This window comes from Mycobacterium sp. (genome assembly GCF_032162605.1).
Taxonomy (GTDB): Bacteria; Actinomycetota; Actinomycetes; order Mycobacteriales; family Mycobacteriaceae; genus Mycobacterium.
The window spans coordinates 1-23,690 of record NZ_JAVROT010000527.1 but is presented as its reverse complement, the minus strand read 5'-3'; the positions used below and the strand labels follow the sequence as shown (position 1 = coordinate 23,690).

At 67.5% G+C, this 23,690-nt stretch carries 25 protein-coding genes and 1 riboswitch; of the genes, 18 read left to right on the top strand and 7 right to left on the bottom strand.

The annotated features are described in order from the left end of the window. Positions 1-60: 60 nt before the first annotated feature. Positions 61-1,380 carry a protein kinase G-activating protein GlnX gene (gene glnX, locus QOI01_RS29265; RefSeq protein ID WP_526386643.1) on the bottom strand — a complete coding sequence of 440 codons (1,320 nt, stop codon included), beginning with the start codon at positions 1,378-1,380 and terminating at the stop codon, positions 61-63. A gap of 161 nt (positions 1,381-1,541) precedes the next feature. On the opposite strand from glnX, the gene QOI01_RS29260 reads away from it, so the two are divergent. Further along, positions 1,542-2,039, top strand: a complete 498-nt coding sequence (locus QOI01_RS29260) for an NUDIX hydrolase (protein WP_526386642.1) — start codon at positions 1,542-1,544, stop codon at positions 2,037-2,039. On the opposite strand, the gene thiE is transcribed toward QOI01_RS29260, so the two are convergent. Next, positions 2,023-2,730, bottom strand: coding sequence for a thiamine phosphate synthase (gene thiE / locus QOI01_RS29255; RefSeq protein WP_526386641.1), 708 nt, complete (start codon positions 2,728-2,730; stop codon positions 2,023-2,025). The genes QOI01_RS29260 and thiE overlap by 17 nt on opposite strands. A gap of 33 nt (positions 2,731-2,763) precedes the next feature. Then, a riboswitch (TPP riboswitch) is annotated at positions 2,764-2,874 on the top strand. Between thiE and thiO the strand changes: the two genes are divergently transcribed. From thiO to QOI01_RS29220, 7 genes are all read left to right on the top strand, one after another. Beyond that, positions 2,868-3,887 carry a glycine oxidase ThiO gene (gene thiO, locus QOI01_RS29250; RefSeq protein WP_526386640.1) on the top strand — a complete coding sequence of 340 codons (1,020 nt, stop codon included), beginning with the start codon at positions 2,868-2,870 and terminating at the stop codon, positions 3,885-3,887. It overlaps the preceding riboswitch by 7 nt. A gap of 11 nt (positions 3,888-3,898) precedes the next feature. Further along, on the top strand, positions 3,899-4,096 hold the full coding sequence (gene thiS / locus QOI01_RS29245; protein ID WP_526386647.1) for a sulfur carrier protein ThiS: 198 nt from the start codon (positions 3,899-3,901) through the stop codon (positions 4,094-4,096). 37 nt (positions 4,097-4,133) lie between these two features. Then, positions 4,134-4,925 carry a thiazole synthase gene (locus tag QOI01_RS29240; protein WP_526386646.1) on the top strand — a complete coding sequence of 264 codons (792 nt, stop codon included), beginning with the start codon at positions 4,134-4,136 and terminating at the stop codon, positions 4,923-4,925. Further along, positions 4,922-5,686 carry an SGNH/GDSL hydrolase family protein gene (locus QOI01_RS29235; protein ID WP_526386639.1) on the top strand — a complete coding sequence of 255 codons (765 nt, stop codon included), beginning with the start codon at positions 4,922-4,924 and terminating at the stop codon, positions 5,684-5,686. The genes QOI01_RS29240 and QOI01_RS29235 overlap by 4 nt, the downstream gene beginning before the upstream one ends. Before the next feature lie 13 nt (positions 5,687-5,699). Beyond that, a complete protein-coding gene (locus QOI01_RS29230; RefSeq protein ID WP_526386638.1) occupies positions 5,700-6,623 on the top strand; it encodes an ATP-binding cassette domain-containing protein in 924 nt (307 codons plus the stop codon). Next, positions 6,620-7,378: an ABC transporter permease gene (locus QOI01_RS29225; RefSeq protein ID WP_526386637.1), complete on the top strand. Its 759-nt coding sequence runs from the start codon at positions 6,620-6,622 to the stop codon at positions 7,376-7,378. Before QOI01_RS29230 ends, QOI01_RS29225 begins: the two co-directional genes overlap by 4 nt. A 45-nt stretch (positions 7,379-7,423) precedes the next feature. Continuing rightward, entirely contained in the window at positions 7,424-7,903 is a 480-nt protein-coding gene (locus QOI01_RS29220) for a MarR family winged helix-turn-helix transcriptional regulator (RefSeq protein ID WP_526386636.1), read from the top strand. Positions 7,904-7,906: 3 nt separating this feature from the next. Here the strand turns inward: QOI01_RS29220 and QOI01_RS29215 are convergent, their stop codons facing one another. Further along, positions 7,907-8,653: an SDR family NAD(P)-dependent oxidoreductase gene (locus tag QOI01_RS29215; protein WP_526386635.1), complete on the bottom strand. Its 747-nt coding sequence runs from the start codon at positions 8,651-8,653 to the stop codon at positions 7,907-7,909. Between the two features lie 116 nt (positions 8,654-8,769). Between QOI01_RS29215 and QOI01_RS29210 the strand changes: the two genes are divergently transcribed. The 8 genes from QOI01_RS29210 to rbsD all read left to right on the top strand — a co-directional run bounded on the left by QOI01_RS29210 (position 8,770) and on the right by rbsD (position 17,139). Beyond that, positions 8,770-10,284: a M28 family metallopeptidase gene (locus QOI01_RS29210; RefSeq protein WP_526386634.1), complete on the top strand. Its 1,515-nt coding sequence runs from the start codon at positions 8,770-8,772 to the stop codon at positions 10,282-10,284. Beyond that, positions 10,281-11,720 carry a M28 family peptidase gene (locus QOI01_RS29205; protein WP_526386633.1) on the top strand — a complete coding sequence of 480 codons (1,440 nt, stop codon included), beginning with the start codon at positions 10,281-10,283 and terminating at the stop codon, positions 11,718-11,720. The genes QOI01_RS29210 and QOI01_RS29205 overlap by 4 nt, the downstream gene beginning before the upstream one ends. Before the next feature lie 194 nt (positions 11,721-11,914). Further along, positions 11,915-12,988 carry a LacI family DNA-binding transcriptional regulator gene (locus QOI01_RS29200; RefSeq protein WP_526386632.1) on the top strand — a complete coding sequence of 358 codons (1,074 nt, stop codon included), beginning with the start codon at positions 11,915-11,917 and terminating at the stop codon, positions 12,986-12,988. After that, the gene (locus QOI01_RS29195; RefSeq protein ID WP_526386631.1) at positions 12,985-14,013 is read left to right on the top strand and encodes a sugar ABC transporter substrate-binding protein; all 1,029 of its coding nucleotides are present in this window, start codon (positions 12,985-12,987) and stop codon (positions 14,011-14,013) included. Before QOI01_RS29200 ends, QOI01_RS29195 begins: the two co-directional genes overlap by 4 nt. After that, the gene (locus QOI01_RS29190) at positions 14,013-14,984 is read left to right on the top strand and encodes an ABC transporter permease (protein ID WP_526386630.1); all 972 of its coding nucleotides are present in this window, start codon (positions 14,013-14,015) and stop codon (positions 14,982-14,984) included. The genes QOI01_RS29195 and QOI01_RS29190 overlap by 1 nt, the downstream gene beginning before the upstream one ends. A gap of 7 nt (positions 14,985-14,991) precedes the next feature. Continuing rightward, positions 14,992-15,801 carry an ATP-binding cassette domain-containing protein gene (locus QOI01_RS29185; protein WP_526386629.1) on the top strand — a complete coding sequence of 270 codons (810 nt, stop codon included), beginning with the start codon at positions 14,992-14,994 and terminating at the stop codon, positions 15,799-15,801. Next, the gene (locus QOI01_RS29180; protein WP_526386628.1) at positions 15,794-16,714 is read left to right on the top strand and encodes a ribokinase; all 921 of its coding nucleotides are present in this window, start codon (positions 15,794-15,796) and stop codon (positions 16,712-16,714) included. The genes QOI01_RS29185 and QOI01_RS29180 overlap by 8 nt, the downstream gene beginning before the upstream one ends. Beyond that, a complete protein-coding gene (gene rbsD, locus QOI01_RS29175) occupies positions 16,711-17,139 on the top strand; it encodes a D-ribose pyranase (protein ID WP_526386627.1) in 429 nt (142 codons plus the stop codon). Before QOI01_RS29180 ends, rbsD begins: the two co-directional genes overlap by 4 nt. Here rbsD and QOI01_RS29170 read toward each other — a convergent pair. Genes QOI01_RS29170 through QOI01_RS29155 form a run of 4 tightly spaced genes read right to left on the bottom strand, consistent with a single transcriptional unit; the run spans position 17,118 to position 21,423 of the window. Next, positions 17,118-18,275, bottom strand: coding sequence for an aromatic ring-hydroxylating oxygenase subunit alpha (locus QOI01_RS29170; RefSeq protein WP_526386626.1), 1,158 nt, complete (start codon positions 18,273-18,275; stop codon positions 17,118-17,120). The genes rbsD and QOI01_RS29170 overlap by 22 nt on opposite strands. 54 nt (positions 18,276-18,329) lie before the next feature. Further along, positions 18,330-19,265, bottom strand: a complete 936-nt coding sequence (locus QOI01_RS29165) for an ABC transporter permease (protein ID WP_526386625.1) — start codon at positions 19,263-19,265, stop codon at positions 18,330-18,332. Beyond that, the gene (locus QOI01_RS29160) at positions 19,262-20,212 is read right to left on the bottom strand and encodes an ABC transporter permease (RefSeq protein ID WP_526386624.1); all 951 of its coding nucleotides are present in this window, start codon (positions 20,210-20,212) and stop codon (positions 19,262-19,264) included. Before QOI01_RS29160 ends, QOI01_RS29165 begins: the two co-directional genes overlap by 4 nt. Beyond that, positions 20,170-21,423, bottom strand: a complete 1,254-nt coding sequence (locus tag QOI01_RS29155) for a polyamine ABC transporter substrate-binding protein (protein ID WP_526386623.1) — start codon at positions 21,421-21,423, stop codon at positions 20,170-20,172. Before QOI01_RS29155 ends, QOI01_RS29160 begins: the two co-directional genes overlap by 43 nt. 157 nt (positions 21,424-21,580) lie before the next feature. On the opposite strand from QOI01_RS29155, the gene QOI01_RS29150 reads away from it, so the two are divergent. After that, positions 21,581-22,957: an aspartate aminotransferase family protein gene (locus tag QOI01_RS29150; RefSeq protein WP_526386622.1), complete on the top strand. Its 1,377-nt coding sequence runs from the start codon at positions 21,581-21,583 to the stop codon at positions 22,955-22,957. Between the two features lie 91 nt (positions 22,958-23,048). After that, a partial coding sequence (locus QOI01_RS29145) for an ABC transporter ATP-binding protein (protein WP_526386645.1) occupies positions 23,049-23,690 on the top strand: 642 nt, incomplete at its 3' end.

Here is a 23,690-nt window from a genome sequence, read left to right as displayed (position 1 = left end):
CTGCAAGTAGGGCGGCCAATTGTTTGGTACTCATCTGTCGTCTGTTCTTCGCGCGAGCGCTCACCGGTACTCACTTAACCTCGGCCACAGCCCGAGCGCCACCGCGATCGCTGCGGTGATGCTGAGAACGGCCGCGCCGACGGTCGCGCCGGACAGCACCCGACGGGCGTTGACGATGTCGTTGCGCAATTGCTGCCTGCTCTCCCCGATGCCCTTCGTCAACGCTGCATCGAGCTTGTCGAAGGCTGGGGTGGAGTCGTCCTCGCCGGTGCCGAGCGCCACCTGGGTGGCCGCCTGATAGTTGCCCACCGCGATGTAGGCGTTGATCCGGTCGTCGGCGGCCCGCCACCGCCGCAGCAGTTGTTCGGCGTCGGCCAGATCGGCCTTGTCGATGGCATCATTGCGGCCGAGGTAGCCGGCCAACTGCTGCTGCATCGTGTCGATGCGCTGGTAGTAGGACTGTTTGCGGACGCCTTCGTCACCACGGCGGATCAGTGACAGCGTCTCGTCGGCGCGCGCCTGCTGAGCGGTGATCGCCATGGTGGTGACGGTCTTGAGCGATTCTGCGGCCGTGCTCTTGGCGCTGCGGCTGTCGGCGGTGGAGATCGTCAGCGCGGTGCCGACCCATACGACCATGATGAGCACTGCCAGGCCGCCTGCGACGAAGCCGATGTTCACCCGTCGGCGGGTGCGCCGCGCCAGCCACCGGTTGGCGAACGTGCCGAACATGACGGTGGCCAGCACCACGAGGATGACCGGAGCCGGGATCCTGGTCGACGCGGTCGTTTCCACGTCGACCTGCTTGGAGGTCTCCTCGTACAGGCGCTGGGCGTTGGGCAGGATCTGCGTCTGCATCAGCGAGGACGCTTCCGCCAGATACGACGATCCGACGGGATTGCCCGCGCGATTGTTGGTGCGCGCCGTCTCGACCAGACCGGTGTAGACGGCGAGCTGAGCATTGACGCGGCCCAGCAGTCGCACCATCTCGCCGTCGGTGAGCCCGCTCGACGCGCGCGTCACGGCGACGGCGGCGTCGGTGATGGCCTGCTCGTAGCGCTGCCGCACGGCGCGGGGTTCCGTGCCGGAGATGAAGGCCGTCGCGGCGGCGGCGTCGGCGACCGACAGCGTCGTGTAGAGCTGTCCGGCCGCGAACGCCAGCGGCTCGGTGTGGCCCAGGACGTTGGACAGTGCCTGCTGACGGCCGTTGATCGTCGTCGACGTCGCGAACGCGCACGCGATGACCAAGGCGGACAGGACGAACCCGATGGTCAGAATACGGCCAGGGGTGGTCCAGAGGAACCACCACCGCGGGTGCGTTGGTCTGGTCTGTGAGCGGGACGCAAGGGGCTCGGTAGAAGGGTGCGCCAACTCCACAGTCACCTGTGCGCGGACCTCTGCTTTCCGGCTTCTCTTTCGACTCCTCAACTGTAAAGGAATTCTAAGAGCAGGGGGCGGGACGCGCGGGACATTCATCGACACCCACGTGGATCGGCCGAGCCGGGGGCGGGCCCAAGATCGCGGCGGAGCCCTATCCTGAACGCGTGCGAGGCGACGGCGACGGTTGGGTGTTATCCGACGACGGCGCGCACTTCTGGGGCAGGCACGGCGCCGCCGGGTTGCTGTTGCGCGCTCCGCGCCCCGACGGGAGTGCCTCGGTGCTGCTCCAGCATCGTGCGCCGTGGAGTCATCAGGGCGGGACGTGGAGCCTTCCCGGCGGCGCACGTGACAGTCACGAGACCGTCGAGGAGGCGGCCGTCCGCGAAGCACGAGAGGAAGCCGGACTGACCGCCGACCAGCTGGTGGTGCGGGGCACGGTGGTGACGGCCACCGCAGGCGGTGGCCAGTGGACCTATACGACCGTCATCGCCGACGCGCCGGAACCGCTGGCGACGGTGCCCAACCGCGAGAGCTCCGAGCTGCGCTGGGTCGCCGAGGACGAGGTCGCCGACCTGCCGCTGCACCCCGGCTTCGCGGCCAGCTGGGACCGGCTTCGCACGGAGTCGGCGTCGTATCCGTTTCAGGTCAATCGCGAGAGGTGAGCGCCGACCTCAGCTCCCGCGCTGCGGCGGCAGGGTCCTCGGCAGCGGTAATGGCCCGCACCACCACGACGCGACGGGCGCCGGCGTCCAGGACCTCGGCAAGCCGGTCGACGTCGATGCCGCCGATGGCGAACCACGGAATCTCGGTGCCCGACGCCGCCGCCGTGCGGACCAGGTCGAGTCCCGGCGCCGTTCTGCCCGGCTTCGTCGGGGTGGGCCAGCAGGGGCCGACGCAGAAGTAGTCGATCCCCCCTTGCCCCGTTTCGGACACGGCGGCGGATACCTGGGCGGCGTCGTGCGTGGACCGCCCGATGAGTGAGCCGCGCCCGATGATCTCGCGGGCCGTCGGCAGTGGTAGATCATCCTGGCCGAGGTGCAACACGTTTGCACCGGCGGCGCGGGCGATGTCGGCCCGATCGTTGACGGCGAACAGAGCGCCGTGTCTGCGTGCCGCATCGGCGAGCACCTCGAGTGCGGCGAGCTCCTGGCGGGCCTCCAGGGCACCGAAACGCGCTTCTCCGGCCGAGCCCTTGTCGCGCAGCTGGATGACGTCGACCCCGCCCGTCAGCGCGGCATCGGCGAAATCGGCCAGATCGCCGCGGTCGCGCCTGGCGTCGGTACACAGATACAGCCGGGCGGCCGCCAACCGCTGCCGTGGGTCTTCGGAACCGGGTGACGATTGTGTGGGCACGCCGCGAACACTAGCGACCGGCGAGTATCCTCGAACACGCGACACGGGAGTCCCGGGACCGGGGACTGAGAGTGGGTGCGAGACACCCTTACCGTCACACCTGATCCGGGTCATGCCGGCGTAGGAAGGAACGGGAATTGCGTATCGATCACTCCGGGCGGTCGTTGGCCGTCATCGGCGGCGGCGTCATCGGATTGTCGGTGGCGCGGCAAGCTGCGCTCGACGGCTGGTCGGTACGCGTACACCGGACCGACGCACACGGCGCATCCTGGGTGGCAGGCGGAATGCTGGCTCCGCACAGCGAGGGCTGGCCGGGGGAGGAGCAACTGCTCCAGATCGGGCTGGCCTCATTGCACATGTGGCACACGGGCTTTCTGGACGGTCTCCCTCCCGAGGTGGTCACCGCTCGGGAGTCGCTGGTGGTCGCCGTCGACCGCGCCGACGTTTCGGATCTGACCACCACCGGGGAATGGCTTGCCGCCCAAGGTCATCCGGTGACGATGACTACGGCCGCACGTGATGTGGAACCGCTGCTCGCGCAGTGTATCCGGCACGGGTTCCTGGCCGAAACCGAGCTTGCCGTCGACAATCGGGCGCTGGTGACCGCACTCGCGGCTCACTGCGAGAGTCTCGGCGTCGGGTGGGCGCCGCCGGTGGCGACGCTGGAGCAGGCTAGTGACACCGACGCCGTCGTGATCGCCAACGGGATCGATGCGCCCAACCTCTGGCCAGGCCTTCCGATTCGGCCCGTCAAGGGCGAGGTGTTGCGGTTGCGGTGGCGCCCTGGCTGCATGCCGCTGCCGCAGAGGGTGATCCGCGCCCGCGTGCACGGTCGCCAGGTGTATCTGGTGCCGCGCGCCGACGGCGTGGTGGTGGGCGCGACGCAGTACGAGCACGGCCGCGACACGGCACCAGCTGTGGCGGGCGTCCGCGAGCTACTCGACGACGCGTGTGAGGTCATGCCCGCGCTGGGTTCCTACGAGCTCGCCGAATGTGCGGCGGGTCTGCGCCCGATGACTCCCGACAACCTGCCGGTCGTCGGCAGGCTGGACGATCGCACCCTGGTCGCCGCCGGCCACGGGCGGTCGGGTTTCCTGTTGGCGCCGTGGACCGCTGCGCGCATCGCAGCCGAGCTGAAGGTGGGGGTCCCGGCATGAAGGGTGGCCAGATCAAGGACGAGGTCAACGACGAAGCCGTCGACGTCGACGAGCAGACCACCGTCGCCGATCTGCTCGTGAAGCTGGGCATTTCCGAGAAGGGCATCGCGGTCGCGGTCGATTGGGCCGTGCTTCCCCGCTCGGAGTGGCACCTGACGCTCTCCGATGGTGCGAAGGTGGAAGTCGTGACGGCGGTGCAGGGTGGCTGACTCGGAGGGCAGGAGCGTCGCGACCGGGGACTCGAGCGTGGAGGACTCGCTCGTGATCTCGGGCCGCAGCTTCGGCTCGCGGCTGATCCTCGGGACCGGCGGCGCGGCCAATCTCGCGGTGTTGGAGGAGGCCCTCGTCGCATCCGGGACCGAGCTCACCACCGTCGCGATGCGCCGCGTCGACGCCGACGGCGGCCCGGGGGTGCTGGACCTGCTGAACCGGCTGGGCATCACCGCGCTGCCCAATACGGCGGGGTGCAGGGGCGCGGCCGAGGCGGTGCTCACTGCACAGTTGGCCCGTGAGGCGCTGAAGACCGATTGGGTCAAGCTCGAAGTCATCGCCGACGAGCGCACACTGCTACCGGACGGCATCGAATTGGTGAGGGCCGCAGAGCAACTGGTCGATGACGGGTTCGTCGTGATGGCCTACACCAACGACGACCCGGTCCTGGCGCGGCGCCTCGAGGACATCGGCTGCGCGGCGGTGATGCCGCTCGGGTCGCCGATCGGAACCGGGCTCGGGATCGCGAATCCGCACAACATCGCGATGATCGTCGAGCGGGCGAACGTGCCGATCGTGCTGGACGCGGGCATCGGGACGGCGAGCGACGCCGCTCAGGCGATGGAGCTCGGCTGCGATGCGGTGTTGTTGGCCACTGCCGTGACGAGATCCGCCGACCCACCCACGATGGCGAAGGCGATGGCGGCTGCGGTCACGGCGGGCCGGCTGGCCCACTGCGCTGGGCGGATACCCAAGCGGTTCTGGGCGCAGGCGTCGAGCCCGGTGATGAACGAAGAGGAGGGCCGAATCGATACGGCGAGCACGTGAGCGGGCGCTACGTCGCGCTTGGTTCGTCGATGGCCGCGGGGCCAGGGATCAGGCCGAAGGCGCCAGGCGCGCCGTCGGGTTCGGGACGCTCGGCCGTCAACTATGCCCATCTCGTCGCCGCACGCTTCGGCTACGACCTCGTCGACGTCACCTTCTCGGGTGCCACCATCGCGAACGTCCTCTTCGAACGCCAACGCAGCGCTCCGCCGCAGATCGACGCGCTCTCCGGCTCGGAAGACCTGGTGACCGTGACGATCGGTGGAAACGACGTCGGTTACGTCCCGATGCTCTTCGCCACCGGTCTGCCGCGGTGGGTGCGGTCGCTACCGGTCCTCGGCGGCGTCGTCCGTGGTCAACTCGACGTCGATGCGCGCGACGCGGCGCTCGGTGGGGTCGGTGAGTCGCTGAGGGCCGTGGGGCTCGAAGTGAAGCGGCGCGCTCCACGGGCCCGGGTGCTGTTCGTCGACTACCTGACGTTGCTGCCGCCAGTGGGCACCCCCGCTCCGCCGTTCTCCGAGGAGCGTCTCGCGATCGGGCGTCGGATCGCCGACACGCTGGAGCGTCTCACCGAAGAGGCGGCGACGGAGACCGGTTGCGAGCCGATCCGCGCGGGTGCCGCCAGCCGCAGTCATCACCCCTGGTCGGATGACCCGTGGACGTCGAAATTCGGCCTTCCGCTGCCGGGCCGGGCGGCGCCGCTGCACCCCAACGCCACCGGCATGCGGGCGGTGGCCGATCTGATCGTGGGCCGGTTGAGCTGAGATCATTGGTCGAGTGATCGAGCTACGAGGACTGACAAAGGTTTTCGGGCGAGGATTCGGGAGCACCCGTGCGGTCGACGATCTGACCTGTTCGATCGAGGCTGGGGTCGTCACCGGATTCCTCGGGCCGAACGGCGCGGGCAAGACGACGACGATGCGGATGATCCTCGGGTTGGACCGCCCCACGTCCGGCACCGCAACCATCGACGGGCGGTCCTACCGCCGGCTGCCCGACCCGCTGCGCACCGTCGGTGCGCTGCTCGACGCCAAGCAGGTGCACCCCAACCGCTCCGCGCGAAATCACCTCCGGTGGCTGGCCGCCACCAGCCGAATACCGTTCACCCGGGTCGACGAGGTCCTCGACGTGGTGGGGCTGGGCTCGGTCGCCGACAAGACTGCCGGAACGCTGTCCCTTGGCACGAGCCAGCGGCTGGGCATCGCCGCGGCTCTGCTCGGCGACCCGCCGGTACTGCTGTTCGACGAGCCGGTCAACGGACTCGACCCCGAAGGCATCCGGTGGGTGCGCACGCTGATGCGCGCGCTCGCCGCGGAGGGCCGGACGGTCCTGGTGTCCAGTCACCTGCTGGGCGAGATGGCGAACACCGCCGACAGGCTGGTGGTGATCGGAAAGGGACGGCTCATCGCCTCGACGACCGTCGCCGAGTTCGTCAGCCGCTCCGGTGCGGACACCGTCCGCGTGCGCAGCCCACAGTTGGACACACTGGCCGGGTTGCTCGCTGGTGCGGGCCTCGAGGTCGAGCAGGCACCGGACGGTTCCGCGCTGGCGGTTCGCGGCGTGGCGATCGAGGTCGTCGGTGACCTGGCCGCCCGCAATGCGATCACGCTGCACGAGCTCAGTACCCGACAGGCGTCCCTCGAGGACGCGTACCTGAGATTGACCGACGGTGACGTCCAGTACCGGGCGGCCGAGCGATGAGCGCGATCGCGGGCCTGAATGCGGAGCGAATCAAGCTGTCCACCATTCGGTCGCCGCTCCGGTCGTGCTTCGCCGCGGCGGTGCTGGGGCTCGGTGTCGCGGCGTTGCAGGGTTCACTGGCGTACGGCAGTGCGGACCTCTCCCCCGAGCGGGCGGTCATCGGGGTTGCCGTGTTCGGAGTGCCGGTGCTGATGATCTTGTCGGCGATGACCGTGACGGGTGAGTACCGGACCGGCATGATCCGCACCACGTTCGCCGCCACGCCCAACCGGTCGATGGTCCTGGTCGTGAAAGCCGTTGTGGTCGCGGTGCTGTCGGCGCTCTACGTCGGTGTGTTGTCAGTCGCCGCGGCCGTCACGGCACGCCTGCTGGCCGATCCGCTGGTGGGCGCGCAGCTGTCATTGAGCGCGAGCGGCGTATGGCGGGTGTCCACCGCACTGGCGTTGTCCGCCGCGCTGGCGGCCGTCCTCGGCGTCGCCGTCGGCGGACTGCTCCGGCACACCGCAGGAGCGGTCGCGGTACTGCTGTTGTGGCCGCTCGTCGTCGAGCCGGTCCTTGCCAACCTCCCCAACATCGGTTCAGAGGTCGGCCCGTACCTACCCTTCGCCAACGTGTCCGTGTTCACCCGTGTGCAATGGCTGTACCCGGGCTACGCGATGCCATGGGGTGAGGTTGGTTCGTTGATCTACTTCGCTGCGGTCATCGCCGTGGCGTTCGTCGCGGCGGTCTTCGTGGTGAATCGCCGCGACGCTTGACCTGAATATTTGCGTGAATGATCACCCATTGGCGATGATGGAGCGATGGCCGACAAGGTGTGGTTGACGCCGTCGCAGGGGCGAACCTGGCTGAGCTACATGGGCGCCTATCACCGCCTGGAGTTCGAGATGAACCGACAGCTGCAGGCCGAGTGTGGCCTGTCGCTGGCCGGTTATACGGTGCTGAACGCATTGTCCGCAGCCCCGGGTCGACGACTTCGGTTGTCGCAGTTGGCCACGACGATCGGTTGGGAGCGCAGCCGGTTGTCCCATCACCTGCAGCGGATGGCCGGCCGGGGCTTCGTGGAACGGGTTCGGTCCGACGCCGACGGCCGGGCGACCGATGCCCTGCTGACCGAGGCCGGCTGGAAGGCGCTCCGGTCGGCGGCGCCCAAGCACGTGGCCTGGGTTCGCCGCCTGGTGTTCTCCGAGCTGAGCGAGGACAGCGTCGTCGAGCTCGGCGACATCCTGGACGACGTGTACCAGACGATTCTGCGCGAGGGCACCCTGCCGACCCCCGACTGACCGTTAGGTCTGGACTTCGCCGCCGTCGACGAACATCTCGCTTCCCGTCATGAAGCTGCTCGCCGACGAGGCTAGGAACACCACCGCGGCGGCGATCTCCTCGGGCCTGCCGACCCGACCCAGCGTCACGTCGGCGGTCAGGTCTGCGAGCAACTCCTTCGCGCCGCCCGCCGGAGCGAGCCCGAGTAGTCCCGGCGTCTCGACCGGACCCGGCACCAGCGTGTTCACCCGGATGCCACGTGGTGCGAGCTCGGCAGCCCACGTTCGGCCGAACGACCGGACCGCGGCCTTGGATGCGGCGTAGACGCCGAACGAGGGGATGCCCTTGGAGGCGGACGTCGAACCGGACAGGATGACCGAGGCGCCGTCGTTGAGGAGTGGTAACACCTTCTGCACGGTGAAGAGCGTGCCCGCAACGTTGCGGTTGAACGTGTCGAGGAAGTGCTCGACGGTGACGTCCTCCAGGGTCGCGAATTCTCCGCCGCCCGCGTTGAGGAAGACCGCGTCGAGGCCACCGCCCCGTTGCCCCACTGCGTCGGCGATCGCCTGCAGTTGGCTCAGATCACTCACGTCGCTGCGGATTCCGGTGGCCGCGGGTCCAACGGCAGCTACGGCCGCATCGATCGTCGTCTGATTGCGGCCGGTCAGGTAGACGTGCGCGCCGGCGTCCGCCAACGCGTGTGCCGACGCGAGCCCGATGCCTGCCGTGCCGCCGGTGACGAGTGCATTCTTGCCATCCAAGATTCCCATGGTCGTTTCCTTTGCGTGATGTATCGCTTAATTTCAGCGTGTCGCATATTGCATGATATGTCAACTAAAATGACGGTGCTTATGTTCCCGCGGGCGGCGTGACTAACCTTGGGCCGATGCGACGTGGATCACGGGCGGTATTGGCAGCATTTGCGGCAGTCGTATTGGTAGCCGGCTGCGCACGCGGATCCGATGGGGGACCCGGCACGTCGGAGCCGGCCGCGCCGCCGAGCGCTGAATCCGCTCCTGCCACCGAGTTCGCGACGTCCCTGCAGGGCCGCGTCACCACCGACGGGATGCTCACGCACCTCAAGAAGCTGCAGGAGATCGCCGACGCGAACGGCGGCAATCGCGCCCTCGGCTCACCGGGATACGACGCCAGTGTCGACTACGTCGCAGGGGTATTGCGGGACAAGGGTTTCGACGTGCAGACAGGTGACTTCGACGTGCGGATACCGTTCGCCGACGAGCCCGTCGTCACCGTCGGGGGTCAGCGCGTGAAGGCTGCGCCGCTGAACTACACGATCGGGACACCGGCAGACGGAGTCAGCGGGCGCCTGGTACCGGCCCGCACCGGCCCAAGGCCAGGTTGTGCGGAGTCGGACTACGACGGCATGGATGTCACGGGCGCCATCGTCCTGGTCGACCGAGGGGCATGCCCGTTCGGAGTGAAACAGGCCGTGGCGGCTGAACGGGGCGCGGTCGCCCTGGTCGTCGCCAACAACGCAGAGGGCGACGACATCGGCGGCGGCACGCTGGGAGAGGACACCGACGTGAAGATCCCGGCGGTCAGCATCTCCAAGGCCGACGGCGCCCGGCTGCGGAATCAGCCCGCCGCCACCACCGTCGCGCTGCATGCGGGCGTCCGTACCGACCGCACCCGCAACGTCGTCGCACAAACCAAGACCGGGTCATCGCAGAACGTGGTGATGGCAGGCGCCCACCTCGACAGCGTCGCCGACGGCCCTGGTGTCAACGACAACGGTTCCGGTGTGGCGGCGGTGCTGGAAACCGCTGTCCAACTGGGCAGTTCACCGCAGCTGAAGAACGCCGTGCGATTCGCCTTCTGGGGCGCCGAGGAGGAGGGGCTGGTCGGCTCCAAGAACTACGTCCAAACGCTCGACGCCGAGGCGCTCAAGGACATCGCCCTGTATCTCAACTTCGACATGCTGGCCTCACCCAACCCGGGCTACTTCACCTACGACGGCGACCAGTCCGCGCCTCCATCGGACAGCGTGCCCCGCGTCCCCGAGGGGTCGGCGGGCATCGAACGCACGCTGGCCGCCTATCTCAACGGCGCCGGCAAGCAACCCCGCGACACCGGCTTCGACGGGCGCTCCGACTATGACGCCTTCACACAGGCGGGGATTCCGTCGGGCGGACTGTTCTCCGGCGCCGAGGAGAAGATGAGCGACGACGAGGCGAAGATCTGGGGCGGTGAGGCCAACGCGCCGTTCGATCCCAACTACCACAAGAGCACGGACACGTTCGACCACCTGGACCGTGGGGCGCTCGACATCCACGGCAAGGGAGTTGCCTACTCGATCGGCCTGTACGCGCAGGACGAGAGCGGGCGCAACGGCGTCCCCCGTCGCGATGACCGGACCCGGCACGTCGTGGTGAAGTCATGAGGCTGGCCCTGCCACTTGCCTGCCTGCTCCTGGTCGCCGCGTGCTCGTCTGCGCCGCAGGCTGCGCAGGCACCGGCCCCGGATCCGGCGCGCGACTTGTCGGGCAAGGTGACTGCCGACGGCATGTATGGGCATCTGGAGAAGCTCACCGACATCGCCACGTCGCACGAGGGCAGCAGGGCCGACGGTACGCCCGGCTACGACGCGAGCGTGGATTACGTCGCGGGGGTGTTGCGGGACAAGGGGTTCGACGTGCAGACACCCGAGTTCGAACGGGTCGTGATGACCACACCGGGAAAGCCGACGCTCGTCGCGGCGGGGCGCAGCTTCCGCGTCGACCAGGCCTCGTTGCTCGTCACCACCGCGCCCGGCGGACTAAGCGCACTCACGCTCCGCCCTCGACGGTCAGCCGGTTGCAACGCCGGTGATTACGGCTCCGTGGACGTTCGTGGCGCCATCGCCGTCGTCGACGACAAGGGCTGTTCCGTGGTGGCCAAGCAGAACGCTGCGGTCGGCGAGGGTGCGGTCGGGGTCCTCGTCGTGAGCGATCCCGGCTCGAATGGCAGCCCCGCTGGCCTGTTCACCCCCGGCTATTACCAGCAGCTCACCTCACCTGTCGCCGTGATCGACGGGGACGCCGACGCTCAACTGCGGCGTACCTCATCGCCCGTCCGGCTCACGCTGGATGCCAGGAACGCCGTCGTGAAGTCGCGGAACGTGTTGGCCCAGACCAAGTCCGGCGACCCCCACAACGTTGTCGTGGCGGGGGCGCACCTGGATTCGGCGGCTGACAGTCCAGGGCTGAACGACGACGGGACGGGTGTCGCCGCGGTACTGGAAACCGCTGTGCAGCTGGGTAGTTCACCTTCGGTCACCAACGCCGTGCGGTTCGTGTTCTGGGGGTCGGAGGCGGCGGGCAATCAGGGTTCGAGCAAGTACGTGGCAAGTCTCGACCGCGGCGGCCGCGACGATATCGCGCTCTACCTGAACTTCGACATGCTCGGCTCTCCGAACGCGGGCTTCTTCACCTACGACGGCGACCAGTCCGGCCAGCCGAACCCGGACCTCCCCGCCGCCAGTGTGCCGCCCGGCTCGGCGGGCGTCGAACGGACGCTGGCGGGCTACCTCAACCTCGCCGGTGTGCGACCGGCCGACTTGCCCCTTGGCCGCGCGAGTGACTACAGCCCATTTCTGAGCGCCGGCATACCGATCGGTGGTGTCACCACCGGGGGATCGCAGCGCAAGTCGGCAACCCAGGCGCGGCTGTGGGGTGGCCGCGCAGGCGTGCCGTTCGACCCGAACTACCGGCTGCCCGGTGACACGATCGCCAACGTCGATCGTGGCACGCTGTCGATCACCGGCCCCGCGGTGGCGTTCGCCGTGGGCACCTACGCGCACTCGACGCAGGGGCCCAACGGCGTACCCTCGCGCGGTTGACGGTCACGCTCCGTTCGAGCGCCGTCGGCCTCGTTCCTCACCGGAACATCTGTGGCTGCAGCATATTCGACGAGCCGAGTCTCGGCATCACCCGCCGGACCCCGTGGCTCGGCTGACGACGCGGATCTTGACTTCCGTGTGAGACGCGTGTCACACTGCGACCGGTTAATCGATTAAACTCGCAAAGGAGCGGGGTGGCGGTACGTATGAAGGACGTCGCGGAGCGTGCGGGTGTCTCGGCCGCCACCGTGTCGCTGGCATTGTCCGGCAGTCCTCGAATCTCGGAATCCACCAGAACCAGGGTGGAGCGCGCGGCGCGCGAGATGGGATACCTGCCGCACGTCGGGGCCAGGGCTCTGCGAACCGCTTCCACCCGCACCATCGGCCTGGTCGTCAGCGACGTGGCAAACCCCTTCTTCGCCGAACTCGCAGGCGCGATTCAGCGGGCCGCGGCCAAGCTGTCGTATTCGCTGGTCCTCTGCAACAGCGACGAGGATCCGGATCGGCAGGACGAATACCTGCTCAATTTGCTGGCTGGGCGTCAGGTGGATGGCGTGATCGTCGTTCCCACCGCGGCCATGAGCCCCGGCCTGCGTCGGGCAGGTCTGACGGGGGCTCGAATGGTCCTCCTGGACCGTCCCATCGAGGTGGTCGGTCGCGGCGCCGCCGCGCGGCATCTCGCTCGGTGCCCGGTCGTCCGTAGCGACCCGAGGGCCGCCCTCGACGAAGTGGCCGAGCTCCTGACCACGCTGAACCATCGGCGGATCGGCATCATCGCGCCGCCACTTCAGACCCAGGTGGGGCGGGAGCGCAGGGACCTCTTCTGCGATGCGCTGATACGGCGTGGGGTTCCCCGGCGCGGAATCATGGTCGTGGAGGGCGACTTCCGGCAGGACAGCGGGGCAAGGGCGGCGCACCAACTGGTTTCTCGCCGGCACCGCCCGACGGCGATCTTCGCCGCCGACGGGTTGATGGCGATCGGTGCGCTTAAGGGATTGCGAGAGGCCGGCCTACGAGTGCCGGATGACGTCTCGCTCATCGGCTTCGACGACGCGCCCTGGTTCGACCTCTTCGATCCGCCACTGGCGGCCGTTGCTCAGCCCATCGACGCCCTGGCGACAGCAGCCGTCGACGCAATGCTCGACCTGCTCGCAGACCGACCGGCGCAGAGCTCCTTCCCGACGTGTCACGTAGTCCGTCGTGAATCATGCGGCGCTGCACCCGAAGACGACCCAAAGCGGGAGTCGATGAGAAAGGGAACACCATGAAGAATCCTCTCGGCGCCAGAACGGGCCGCGCCATACTTGCTGCGCTCCTCTGCGCGACCCTGGCGCTGGTGTCAGCGGGCTGCAACCGCGGGTCCGGCGGCGACAACGCCTCGAATGCCGGTCCACGCATCGCCATCGTCACGCGCGACTTCACCAACCCGTACTGGGCGGCGCTTCGAGATGGCGCGATGGCGGAGGCCAAGAAACAGGGCTTGGACGTCACCGTTCAAGCCGGCAGCTCAGAGACCGACTCGACGGGCGAGAACACGAAGATCTCGGCGCTCGCCGCCCAGGACTACGACTGCTTCGGGGTCGTCCCGGTCAACGACACCAACGTCATCACCCCGTTGGTGCCGGTCGCCAAGAAGAACATCCCCATCCTGAATCTGGACACCCAGATCAGTGCCGACGCTTCGAAGGCCGCGGGTGTCTCCTACGCGTCGTTCATCGGCTCGGACAACTTGTCGGCAGGCCAACAGGCAGGACAGGCGCTGATGAAGGCCATGGGTGGCGGCGGCGACGTGGCCGTGCTGCAAGGAATTGCAGGCGAACAGAACGGGATCAATCGGCTGAACGGGTTCACCCAGGCAACGCAGGGCAAGCTTCAGATCGTCGCGACACAACCCGCCGACTACGACCAGAACACGGCGCTCACCGTCACCGGCGATCTGCTTCGGGCGCACCCGAGCATCGCCGGCATCTTCGCGGCCAACGACACGATGGGCCTCGGCGCCGCCCAGGCGGTGAAGAACGCGGGCAAGTCGGGCGTGATCTCCATCATCTCCGTGGACGGCATCACCGCGGCACTGCAGGCGGTCAAGGACGGAACCCTGTCAGGCACGATCAGCCAGTATCCGTACGCCGAAGGTCAGATGGCCGTTCAGGCGTGCGCGAACCTGGCAGCCAAGAAGCCCGTTCCCGCCCGTGTCGTCGCGCCGATCAAGCTCATCGACAAGTCGAACGTGGACAAGGCATTGGCGGCGTTCCCACAACCGTTCGAGCCGTACGACAACCCGATCAAGTGATGACGGCGACGACTGAGGCGCCGGCCGCCGAAACCGCCCGGTGGAAAAGACCGTCGATCGGATCGGCTGCCCGTTACGCCGCCCCGATCGGCCTGGTCGTCGTCTTCGTCATCTTCTTCATCGCGACGCCGCACTTCCTCACCGTCGCGAATCTGACCGACCTGCTCGTCTCCGCCTCGATCCTGATGGTGTTGGCGATGGGGCAGCAACTGGTCGTCGCAGTGGCCGGCATCGACCTGTCGGTGGGCTCCAATCTGCCTTGGGCCGCAGCCACTCTCGGCTTCGCGTACACCCACGGCGCCAATCTCGCGGTGGCCATGCTGCTGGCACTCGTCGCTGGAGTGGTCGTCGGTCTGGTCAACGGGCTCCTGGTAGCGCGGTTGGGCATGACCGATTTCATCGTCACCCTGGGTAGCCTCTCGGTGGTCAGTGGGGCGACCCTGCTGTTGACCGGGGGGAACACCGTCGCGGTGTCGTCGCCGTTCCTCCAAGGGTTGGCGCTCGACGGGATCGGTCCGGTGCGGTGGTTCTGGCTGGTGGCGATCGTGGCGGCGCTACTGACGGCATTCCTTCTGTTCGGTACCAAGACGGGCACGCACCTGTTGGCCACGGGCGGCAACATCGAAGCGGCCCGAGGCACGGGCATCAACGTCGCGCGCGCGCGGATGCTGGCCTACGTCCTTTCGGGGTTGGCCTGTGGTGTCGCAGGGATCCTGCTGGTCGCCCGCACCGGTGGCGCGGATCCGAGCCTTCAGACCGACCTGCTGCTGTCCTCGATCGCGGCGGTGGTGCTCGGCGGCTCGAGCCTCTTCGGCGGGCGGGCGTCGGTGCTCGGGTCGGCTGTGGGTGCGGTGCTGCTGACGAGTCTCATCAACGGCTTCACGCTCATCGGCATCTCGCAGAACTACCAGCCAGTGGCCGTCGGCGCCGTCGTACTCGGTGCCGCCTTCATCTCCCGGTTCCAGAAATGAGCGCATCGTGACCGACTTGACCGTCAACGGCCCGACGCCGAGCGCCCAATCCGCACCCGACAGCGTGCCGTTGGTCGAAATACGCGGAGTGACGAAGTCATTCGATGCAGTCCGCGCCCTCCAGGGAGTGGACCTGACCCTCTCGCCCGGCAAGGTCACCGCGCTGCTGGGCGACAACGGTGCCGGCAAGACCACCCTGGTGCGCTGTCTGACCGGAGTGCACCCGCCCGACGACGGCGAGATCCTGTTTCGCGGCGACCGCATCAAGCTCGGGTCGCCGGACGATGCGCGGCACCTCGGCATCGAGACCGTCTACCAGGATCTGGGACTGATCGAGGACCTCCAGGTCTGGCAGAACCTCTACCTGAACCGCGAGCTGACGCGCGGCGTGGTGCCGTTTCGGGTGCTGAACAAGAAGCAGATGATCGCGACGAGCCAGACGATCCTCGCCGACCTCGACGTCAACGTTCCCGATGTCCGCGCTACCGTGCGGCGAATGTCCGGTGGGCAACGACAGAGCGTCGCGATCGCGCGCGCAGCCAACTGGGGCACCACCCTGGTCATCATGGACGAACCAACGGCCGCCCTTGGCGTGCGCGAGACAGCCGCCGTGGAAACGCTGATCGGGCGGCTGCGCTCCAGCGGCGTCACCGTGCTGCTGGTCAGCCATGACATGGATCAGGTCATGCGGGTGGCCGACAGCGCGTGGGTGCTGCGCCGCGGGCGTACTGCGGCGCACCGCCAGATGGAGGCGACCAGCGGCGACGAGCTCGTCGGGCTCATCACCGGTGCCATCGCCGGCGACGCCGATGTCTGAGGCACCCCCGTCCGTCGTCGTCGTCGGCTCGATCAACATCGACCACATCGTCACGGCCCCCCGCTTTCCCAGACCCGGCGAGACGATTCTCGGCACCTCGGTGACTTCGTCGGTGGGTGGCAAGGGGGCGAATCAGGCGGTCGCGGCGGCACTGGCCGGTGCAGGCGTCGCGATGGTCGCGAGCACGGGCGACGACGCGGATGGTGCCACTGCCAGACAGCGGCTCGCTGAGCGCGGTGTCCAGACGACGCACGTGGCGGTGCTCGCGACGGACGCCACCGGGACCGCCTGGATCACCGTGGCCGAGAACGACAACACGATCATCGTGATTCCAGGGGCCAATGGCCGATGGTCGGACGGCGGATTGCCCGGGTGCGTCGGGCGAGCGTCGGTTGTGTTGGCGCAGTTGGAAATTCCGATGCACGTCGTGCGTTCCGCTGCTCAGCAGACTCAGGGGCAGTTCGTGCTCAACGCCGCACCAGCCGCCGAGTTGCCCGACGATCTGCTGGCGCTTTGCGACGTGTTGGTCGTCAACGAGCAGGAGCTTGCCGTCGTCGCCGGCGTCGACGCCATCGCGGATGAGGACGGCATCGTCGCCGCCCACACGGGGCTGCGGAATCGGGGTGCCGGGTCCGTCGTCACGACCCGCGGCGTCGCGGGCGCCGTGGTCACCGATGCGGACGGTCGCACCGCCGTGCTCGGTGCGCCGCCAGCCGAGGTCGTCGACACCACCGGTGCCGGCGACGCGTTCACCGGCGTGCTGGCAGCACGATTGGGCGCCGGAGAGCCGTTGGTCCGAGCGGCCCGCTGGGGTGTCGTGGCCGGCTCACTTGCCGTGCGGGCCGCCGGCGCCCAGGACTCCTATCCAGACTTCGCGGCGCTGTGCCGAGTTGCCGAGGAGGCACGTTCGTGAAGAAGAACGGAATCATCCACGCCGAGCTGGCCCGTCGTATCGCGGCCCTGCGGCACACCGAGACGTTCGTCATTTGCGACGCCGGCCTTCCGCTGGGGCGGGACACGCCGTGTATCGACCTCGGCTATCGCTATGGCCAGGCGACGTTCACCGACGTGGCCACCACGGTAATGGGCGAGGTGGTGATCGAGCACAGCTGGATGTCGGCGGACGTCGTCTCTGCCAACCCGAACGTTCACCAGCACCTGGTGCAGCTCGGACTTGAGCCGCAACTCGTCGAGCACGAAGTGTTCAAGGCCGCGGTCCTATCCGCCGCATTCGCCGTGCGCACCGGTGAGGACACCTTCTTTGCAAACGTGCTGTGCCGCGCCGGTGTCCCGTTCGCCAGTCCGACTGTTGGCCCTCAGGCGGATGCGCGGCCCTGATAAGAACGGGCAACACGGGTGACGAACTGGTACACGCCGTCCTCGTCGGGTGCCATCGGGCCCGGCCGCGCGTGCCGCGAGCTGAGGCCCCGTTGGACCGACTCACATGCCGCCCAGTCCTGTCGGTTGGTCAGATCCCAGAAGTCGACGGCGTAGGACGGATCGAAATCCGGTTTCGCGGCAACGTCCTTCGGGAACGCCCATGCGCACTCGACGTGCGTCCGGTCCGCGGACAGCGGTGTCATCACGTGGGTCATCACGTAGTCGGGATGCAGGCTGACGAGCAGGTTGGGGAAGCCGACCAGGTACATCACCGTGCGTAGCTCGTGCTCGGACAGGCCCTGGATCGCCACACCACCACTCTTGCCCGTCAGCGACATGGTCTCGGCGCCCTCGATCATCGACATCCAGCCGCCCATCCACGACCCCTCGAGCTCCAGATTCTCACCGCTGGTCGGTGGGCTGATCCTGGACAGCTCAGGATGGATGGTCGAACAGTGGTAGCACTCCTGGTAGTTCTCCGCGATGACCTTCCAGTTGGTGGCCAGCTCGTAGGAGTGCCGGTCGACGATCACCAGGTCTTCGGGGCGGTATGCGCCGACCACCTCTTCGAGACCTCCGACGTGGTCGGTGAATTCGGCGTCTTCGCCACTTGGATCGGCAAACAGCCAGCCGTGCCAGTTGACCAGCCGTAGCTCGGTCAGGCCGAACTCGCCCGGTTCGAAACCGTCGACGTCGCCGAACCCCGGCGCATTGCGCAGTCCGCCGTCCAAGCGGTAGGACCAGGAGTGGTACGGGCACACGATGTTTCGGCGCTTCGCTGATCCGCCACACGGGAGCAGTTCGTGGCCTCGGTGGCGACACGTGTTGGCGAAGGCGCGGATGACGCCATCGTCGGAGTGCACCAACAACATTCCGTTCACACCGGAGCCGATGGCGCGCTGCATCCCGACACCGGCCAGATCGCCCGCGTGGCCGACACAGGTCCAGCCCGAGAAGATGTTGCGCTGTTCCCACTGGAAGACCGCCGGGTCGACGTAGGCCTCTGTCGGCAGCATGCGCGAGTGCCCGAACGGCGCCAGCGTCGCGGCTAGATCGTCGGCGGGAACCGGTGCCGGATCATACTGTTTGAACATACAGTCAGGATAGTCGGTCCCACGCTGGTGGTCCACACTTCTCTGCTCACGGGGTCAGGCTTCTCCGGCGAAGGCAGCGATGCCGCGGTCCGCGGTGGTCTCGTCACCCCGCGTCATCCGGCGGTACACCAGGAATCCGATGACAACTGCGGCGAGCGATGCGAGCAGCAGCAGGGTGGCGAGCGCGTTCAGCGCGGGTGTCGGTGCCGCGCGAGCCGTGTTGTAGATCTTCACCGACACCGGCTCGGTTGACGCGCCGAGCGACAGGTACCGCACCAGCACGAAGTCGTCGATGATGTCGGCGAACACCAGCACCGTGCTGGCGAAGATCGCGGGCATCAGCATCGGAAACGTCACCCGCCACAGCGCTCCGGTGGGGGAGGCGCCCAGATCCATTGCGGCTTCTTCGTATTGACTGCCGATGGTGGCGAGCCTGGCGCGCACCAGCACCGCGGGGTAGGCCACCTGATAGGTCACCAGTCCGACCACCTGCGCGGAGGTGCCCAACCCGATCGGCAGTGCCAGGTTCGTCACGACGAACAACAACGCGACGGCGAGCAGCACTTCGGGGATGACGAACGAGATGAGCATCAGCACGTTCGCACCGGACGGCAATCGGCCCCGCCACCGGTCGACGCCGATCGCGAACAGGACGCCCAGTGGCACGGTGACGAGGGTGGCGATCACGCCGAGCTTGAGGGTCTGCAACAGCGCGGTGTGCAGGGCGGCGTCATGCCAGACCGACCGGGTCCCATCGCCCCAGTACCACCGGAGCGAGAAGCCCTGCCAGTGGGTTCGGGACCGCCCGTCGTTGAACGAGAACATGATGGCGATCAGGACCGGCAGCAGTGACCACACCAGGTATGCCACGGTTATCCCGGCCAGTACCCGGGGCCGCCGCCACGGATCGCGGAACCATCCGACGGGCCCGCGGATTCCGGAGGGCCGCAGGGTTGGGACCAGGGAATCGTCCGTGGTTCGCGCGATCACGTCCGCACCTCGTCACCACGCAACGTGACCCGCACGTAGTAAAACATCGGCAGCACCGTGGCGACGAGCACCAGCATGACGAAGGCGCCCGCCTGACCGGTCTGGCCCGGCGCCTGCACGCTGTCGTTGATGAGGTTGCCGACCATCGCCGTCTTCGGTGACGCGGACAGCAGGTCGTTGGTGAAGTAGTCGCCGAGCATGGGAAGGCAGGTCAGCAGGACTGCGGCTAGGATCGTCGGTCGGCACAGCGGCAGCGTCACCCGCAGGAACGACGAGACGCGGTTCGCGCCGAGATCCCGCGATGCCTCGAGCATCGGCTGCGAGAGGCGGTCAAGGCCCGCGTAGAGCGGCAGGATCATGTAGGGGACGTAGCCGTAGGCCAGGCCGAGGATCACCACCATCGGCTGACCCGTCAACCAGTCGACCTGGACGTTCAACAGGCCGCCGAGGTTCAGCAGCCGGTTGAACAGGCCGTCGTTCTGGAGAAGGTTGACCCAGGCCAACATTCGCATCATGTAGCTGATCCAGAACGGGGCGATCAGAAGCGCGATCAGGAGGCCCTTGCGCCTGCCTGCGAGCCGGGACACGTAGTAGGCGACGGGAAACGCGATGGCCAGGCACAGGATGCTGGCCGCCCCGACGTAGAGCACGGTGCGCACCAGGGCCGGAAAGTAGATACCGTCGGGCCCGCTCCGGGAGAGCACGTAGGTGAACTGATCGGCGTTCCACTGCAAGGGGTTCCACACGGGTACCGCCGTGCGGAAGAGTGGATCGACCCTGCCGAAGACGATCGCCAGCACGACGTACAGCGGTGCGAGGAAGAACAGCAGCAGCCAACCGATGCCCGGCGCGGCCAGGGCGGCCCACAGCCGGGCGTTGGGCTCGCGCGACCGCACCACCGACGTCAGGATCCGCCGGCGTTGAACGCGTTCCAGACGTTGTGCCACGCAGCATCGTTGGCGGCGTCGAGCTCGAGCGTCCGGTAGCCGGTGTCGAAGTACTCCGGCTTGACGATCGCGGACCTCAGGTTCTCCGGAATGAACTCCTCGGCCACCAGCGAGTCGGCGGTCAGCGAGTTCTGCGGCGGCTGGTAGCCGATCGCGGAGAAGTTCTCCTTGGCGACCGCGGGGTCGAGCATGTGGTTCAGGAACAGGTGGGCAAGCACCGGGTTCTTGCCACCCTTGAGGGTGACCAACATGTCGTTGTCCACCAGTCCCTTGCCATCCTCGGGGAACCAGTACCGAAGGATCTCGGTTCCGACCCCCTCGGGAAGGTAGGACTGGGCGTTGATGATGTCTCCGGACCACATCTGGCTCAGCCCGATCTGCCCGGCGGGCAGATCGCTGTACATCGTGATGGTGACCTTCGGCGAGGTCGCCTTGACCAGGGCGGTGAGCTGCTCGCCCACCATCTTCAGATCGTCGGCCGAGGACGTGTTGATGTCGGTGATGCCCTGCTTCAGGAGCACCAACGCCATGGCGGTGTGCCAGTCGTCGATGATCGCGGTCTTGTTCTTGTACTTGGGATCCCAGAGCGACTCGTAGGGATTGCTCAACGCACCGATGTCGGCGGGCACTTGATCGGTGCGCCAACCCATTCCGGTGGTGTAGATCGTGTACGGCACGGTGTACTGCCAACCCTGGTCGTACCAGGGGTTGGTGAAGGTCGGCCACACGTTGGAGATGTTCGCGATGTAGCTGTGGTTGAGCGGACGTAGCAGCCCACCCGTCACCAACTTGCTGATCTCGGTGTAGTTGGCGTTGTAGATGTCGAAGTCGACCCCGCTGCGCAGCTTGGTGATCGCCTCGTCGCCGTCGTTGAACGTCGAGATCTCGACCTTGACCCCGTACTGGTCCTCGAACCCCTTGACGGCCTGTGGGCTGAGGTAGTCGGCGTAGTTGTAGATCTTGAGCGTCGCACCCTTTTCCGGCACCAGACCGTCCGCGATCGGCTTGTTGTCGTCCGCGATGTTCCACTTGACGGGGTTGTCCGGCTTCGCAATCGTCAGGGTGGGCCCGGATGAGGCAGGCCCCGACTTGGAGCAGGCCGCGAGGAACGCCCCGAGGGTAGGCGCGGTCACGGCGAGAATCGCGGCGCGCTGCAGGAATTGACGACGGTTGGGACCGGGTCTGGTGGGCTTCGGCATCTGGGCTGGCATCTGGGCCTCCCCGCGGTTCGCGTCTTGTCGGTGTTAGGACTCTCGCATAGACTGAATGCTCAGTCAACCGCTGATGAGCGCTTGCGCGAAGATGAGATCAACCTCTGATGAGCGCTTACGCGGAGCAGAGACAGCGCTGGAGAGTGGAGGTTCGGCCGTGTCTTCGACGGTGGTGCAGAGTCAGGTATCGGACGCGGTGGACGACCTGATCGCCGCCGAGGAGCGGGTGTTCCTCCGGCGTCAGCCGCGCAGTACCGAACTGATCGGCCAGGCGCGCGAACACCTCGCCGGCGGGGCGACGTCCAACTGGCAGATCGCCCAGCCGCAAGCCGTCTGGATGAGCCACGGCGAGGGCTCGAAGGTGTACGACGTCGACGGCAACCAGTACGTCGACATGCACGGTGGATACGGTGCTTCCATTGCGGGACATGCACATCCGGCGATCGTCGCGGCGGTGAGCGACCGGGTTCGTCGGGGCACCCACTTCGCCCAGCCCACCGAGGATGCGATCTGGATCGCCGGCGAGCTGTCCCGCCGGTTCGATCTGCCGCTCTGGCGGTTCGCCAACTCCGGCACCGAGGCGACGATGGACGCGGTTCACCTGGCCCGCGCACTCACCGGGCGGGATCTCATCATCAAGGTCGAGGGGTGCTACCACGGGCACCACGACTCGGTTCAGGTGTCCGTCCTGCCGGACGCGGACGAAGTGGGTCCGCGCGATCACCCCATCGGCGTTCCGGGTAATTCGGGCATCCCGGCCGCCATCCGCGACCTGGTGGTCGTCGTTCCCTTCAACGACGCAGGCGCGGTGGTGCGTGCACTCGCCGAACATCGTGGTCAGGTCGCGGCGATGATTCTCGAGCCCATCATGATGAATGCGGGCATCATCGCACCCGACGACGGTTACCTTGCCGCCGTCCGCGATCTGGTCCACCGGGCCGGTGCGCTGCTGATCTTCGACGAGGTCAAGACGGGCTTCACCACAGGGCCCGGTGGTGTCACCGCACTGTCGGGCGTTGTCCCCGACATGGTATGTCTGGCAAAGGCATTGGGTGGCGGCATCGCGGTCGCCGCGATCGGCGGTACCACCGAGGTGATGTCGGCGATCGCCGACGGTCGCTACGAACAGGTCGGCACCTTCAACGGCAATCCACTGGCGATGGCTGCCACCAGGGCCACGCTGTCGGAGGTTCTGACCGACGACAACTACCGCCACCTCGACGCGCTGGCCGCCCGGATGCGCTCGTCGCTGGAGGGCGTGATCACGTCGTACGGCTTCGACTGGCACGTCGTCTCGGTGGGCGCCAAGGGCTGTGTCACGTTCCGTCGCGACCCCGTACGGGAGTTCCGCGACTTCCTCCAGGCGGACGCTCGGCTCGGCCATCTGCACTGGCTCATACAGCACAATGGCGGCGTATTCCTGCCGCCATGGGGGAAGGTGGAGCAATGGCTGCTATCCGTCCAGCACGACGAGTCCGATGTCGACCGGTTCACGGCCAACTTCGCGAGGCTGGCCGCAGCGGTGACGCCCTGACCGGCGCAGGGGATCCCCCCGCTTGCGGGGGAGAGCGCAGCGACCGGGGAATTGGATCTGGCCGTTGCGCTGGGGGTTGGCGATGACGGCGGTGACCGGGGGACACGTCGGCCTGCATCAGCTGGCCAAGTCCTTCGACGGCGTGCCTGCGGTCACCGGTATCGACCTGGACATCCCGGCGGGGCAGTTCTACTCGCTGCTGGGGGCTTCCGGCTGCGGGAAGACCACCACACTGCGGATGATCGCCGGCTTCGAGAAGCCCGATTCCGGGCGGATCGAACTCGACGGTAGGGACATGGTCGGCGACCCGGTGCACCGCCGTCCGGTCAACACCGTCTTCCAGACCTATGCGCTGTTTCCCTTCATGACGGTGTGGGACAACGTCGCCTTCGGGCTGAAGTACCAGAAGTCATCCCGCGACGAGACCAAGCGCCGCGTCGACGAGGCGCTCGACCTAGTGCAGATGGGCAAGCTCGCCAAGCGCAAGCCGGCCCAGCTGTCGGGCGGCCAGCAGCAACGGGTCGCGCTGGCGCGGGCCCTGGTGCTGCGCCCGCGGGTGCTACTCCTCGACGAGCCGCTCGGGGCGCTGGATGCCAAGCTGCGCAGGCAGTTACAGCTCGAGCTGCGGGCCGTGCAGCGCGAGGTCGGTATCACGTTCGTGTACGTCACCCACGATCAGGAGGAAGCTCTCACGATGAGCGACCAGATCGCGGTGCTCGCCGACGGCCGGGTC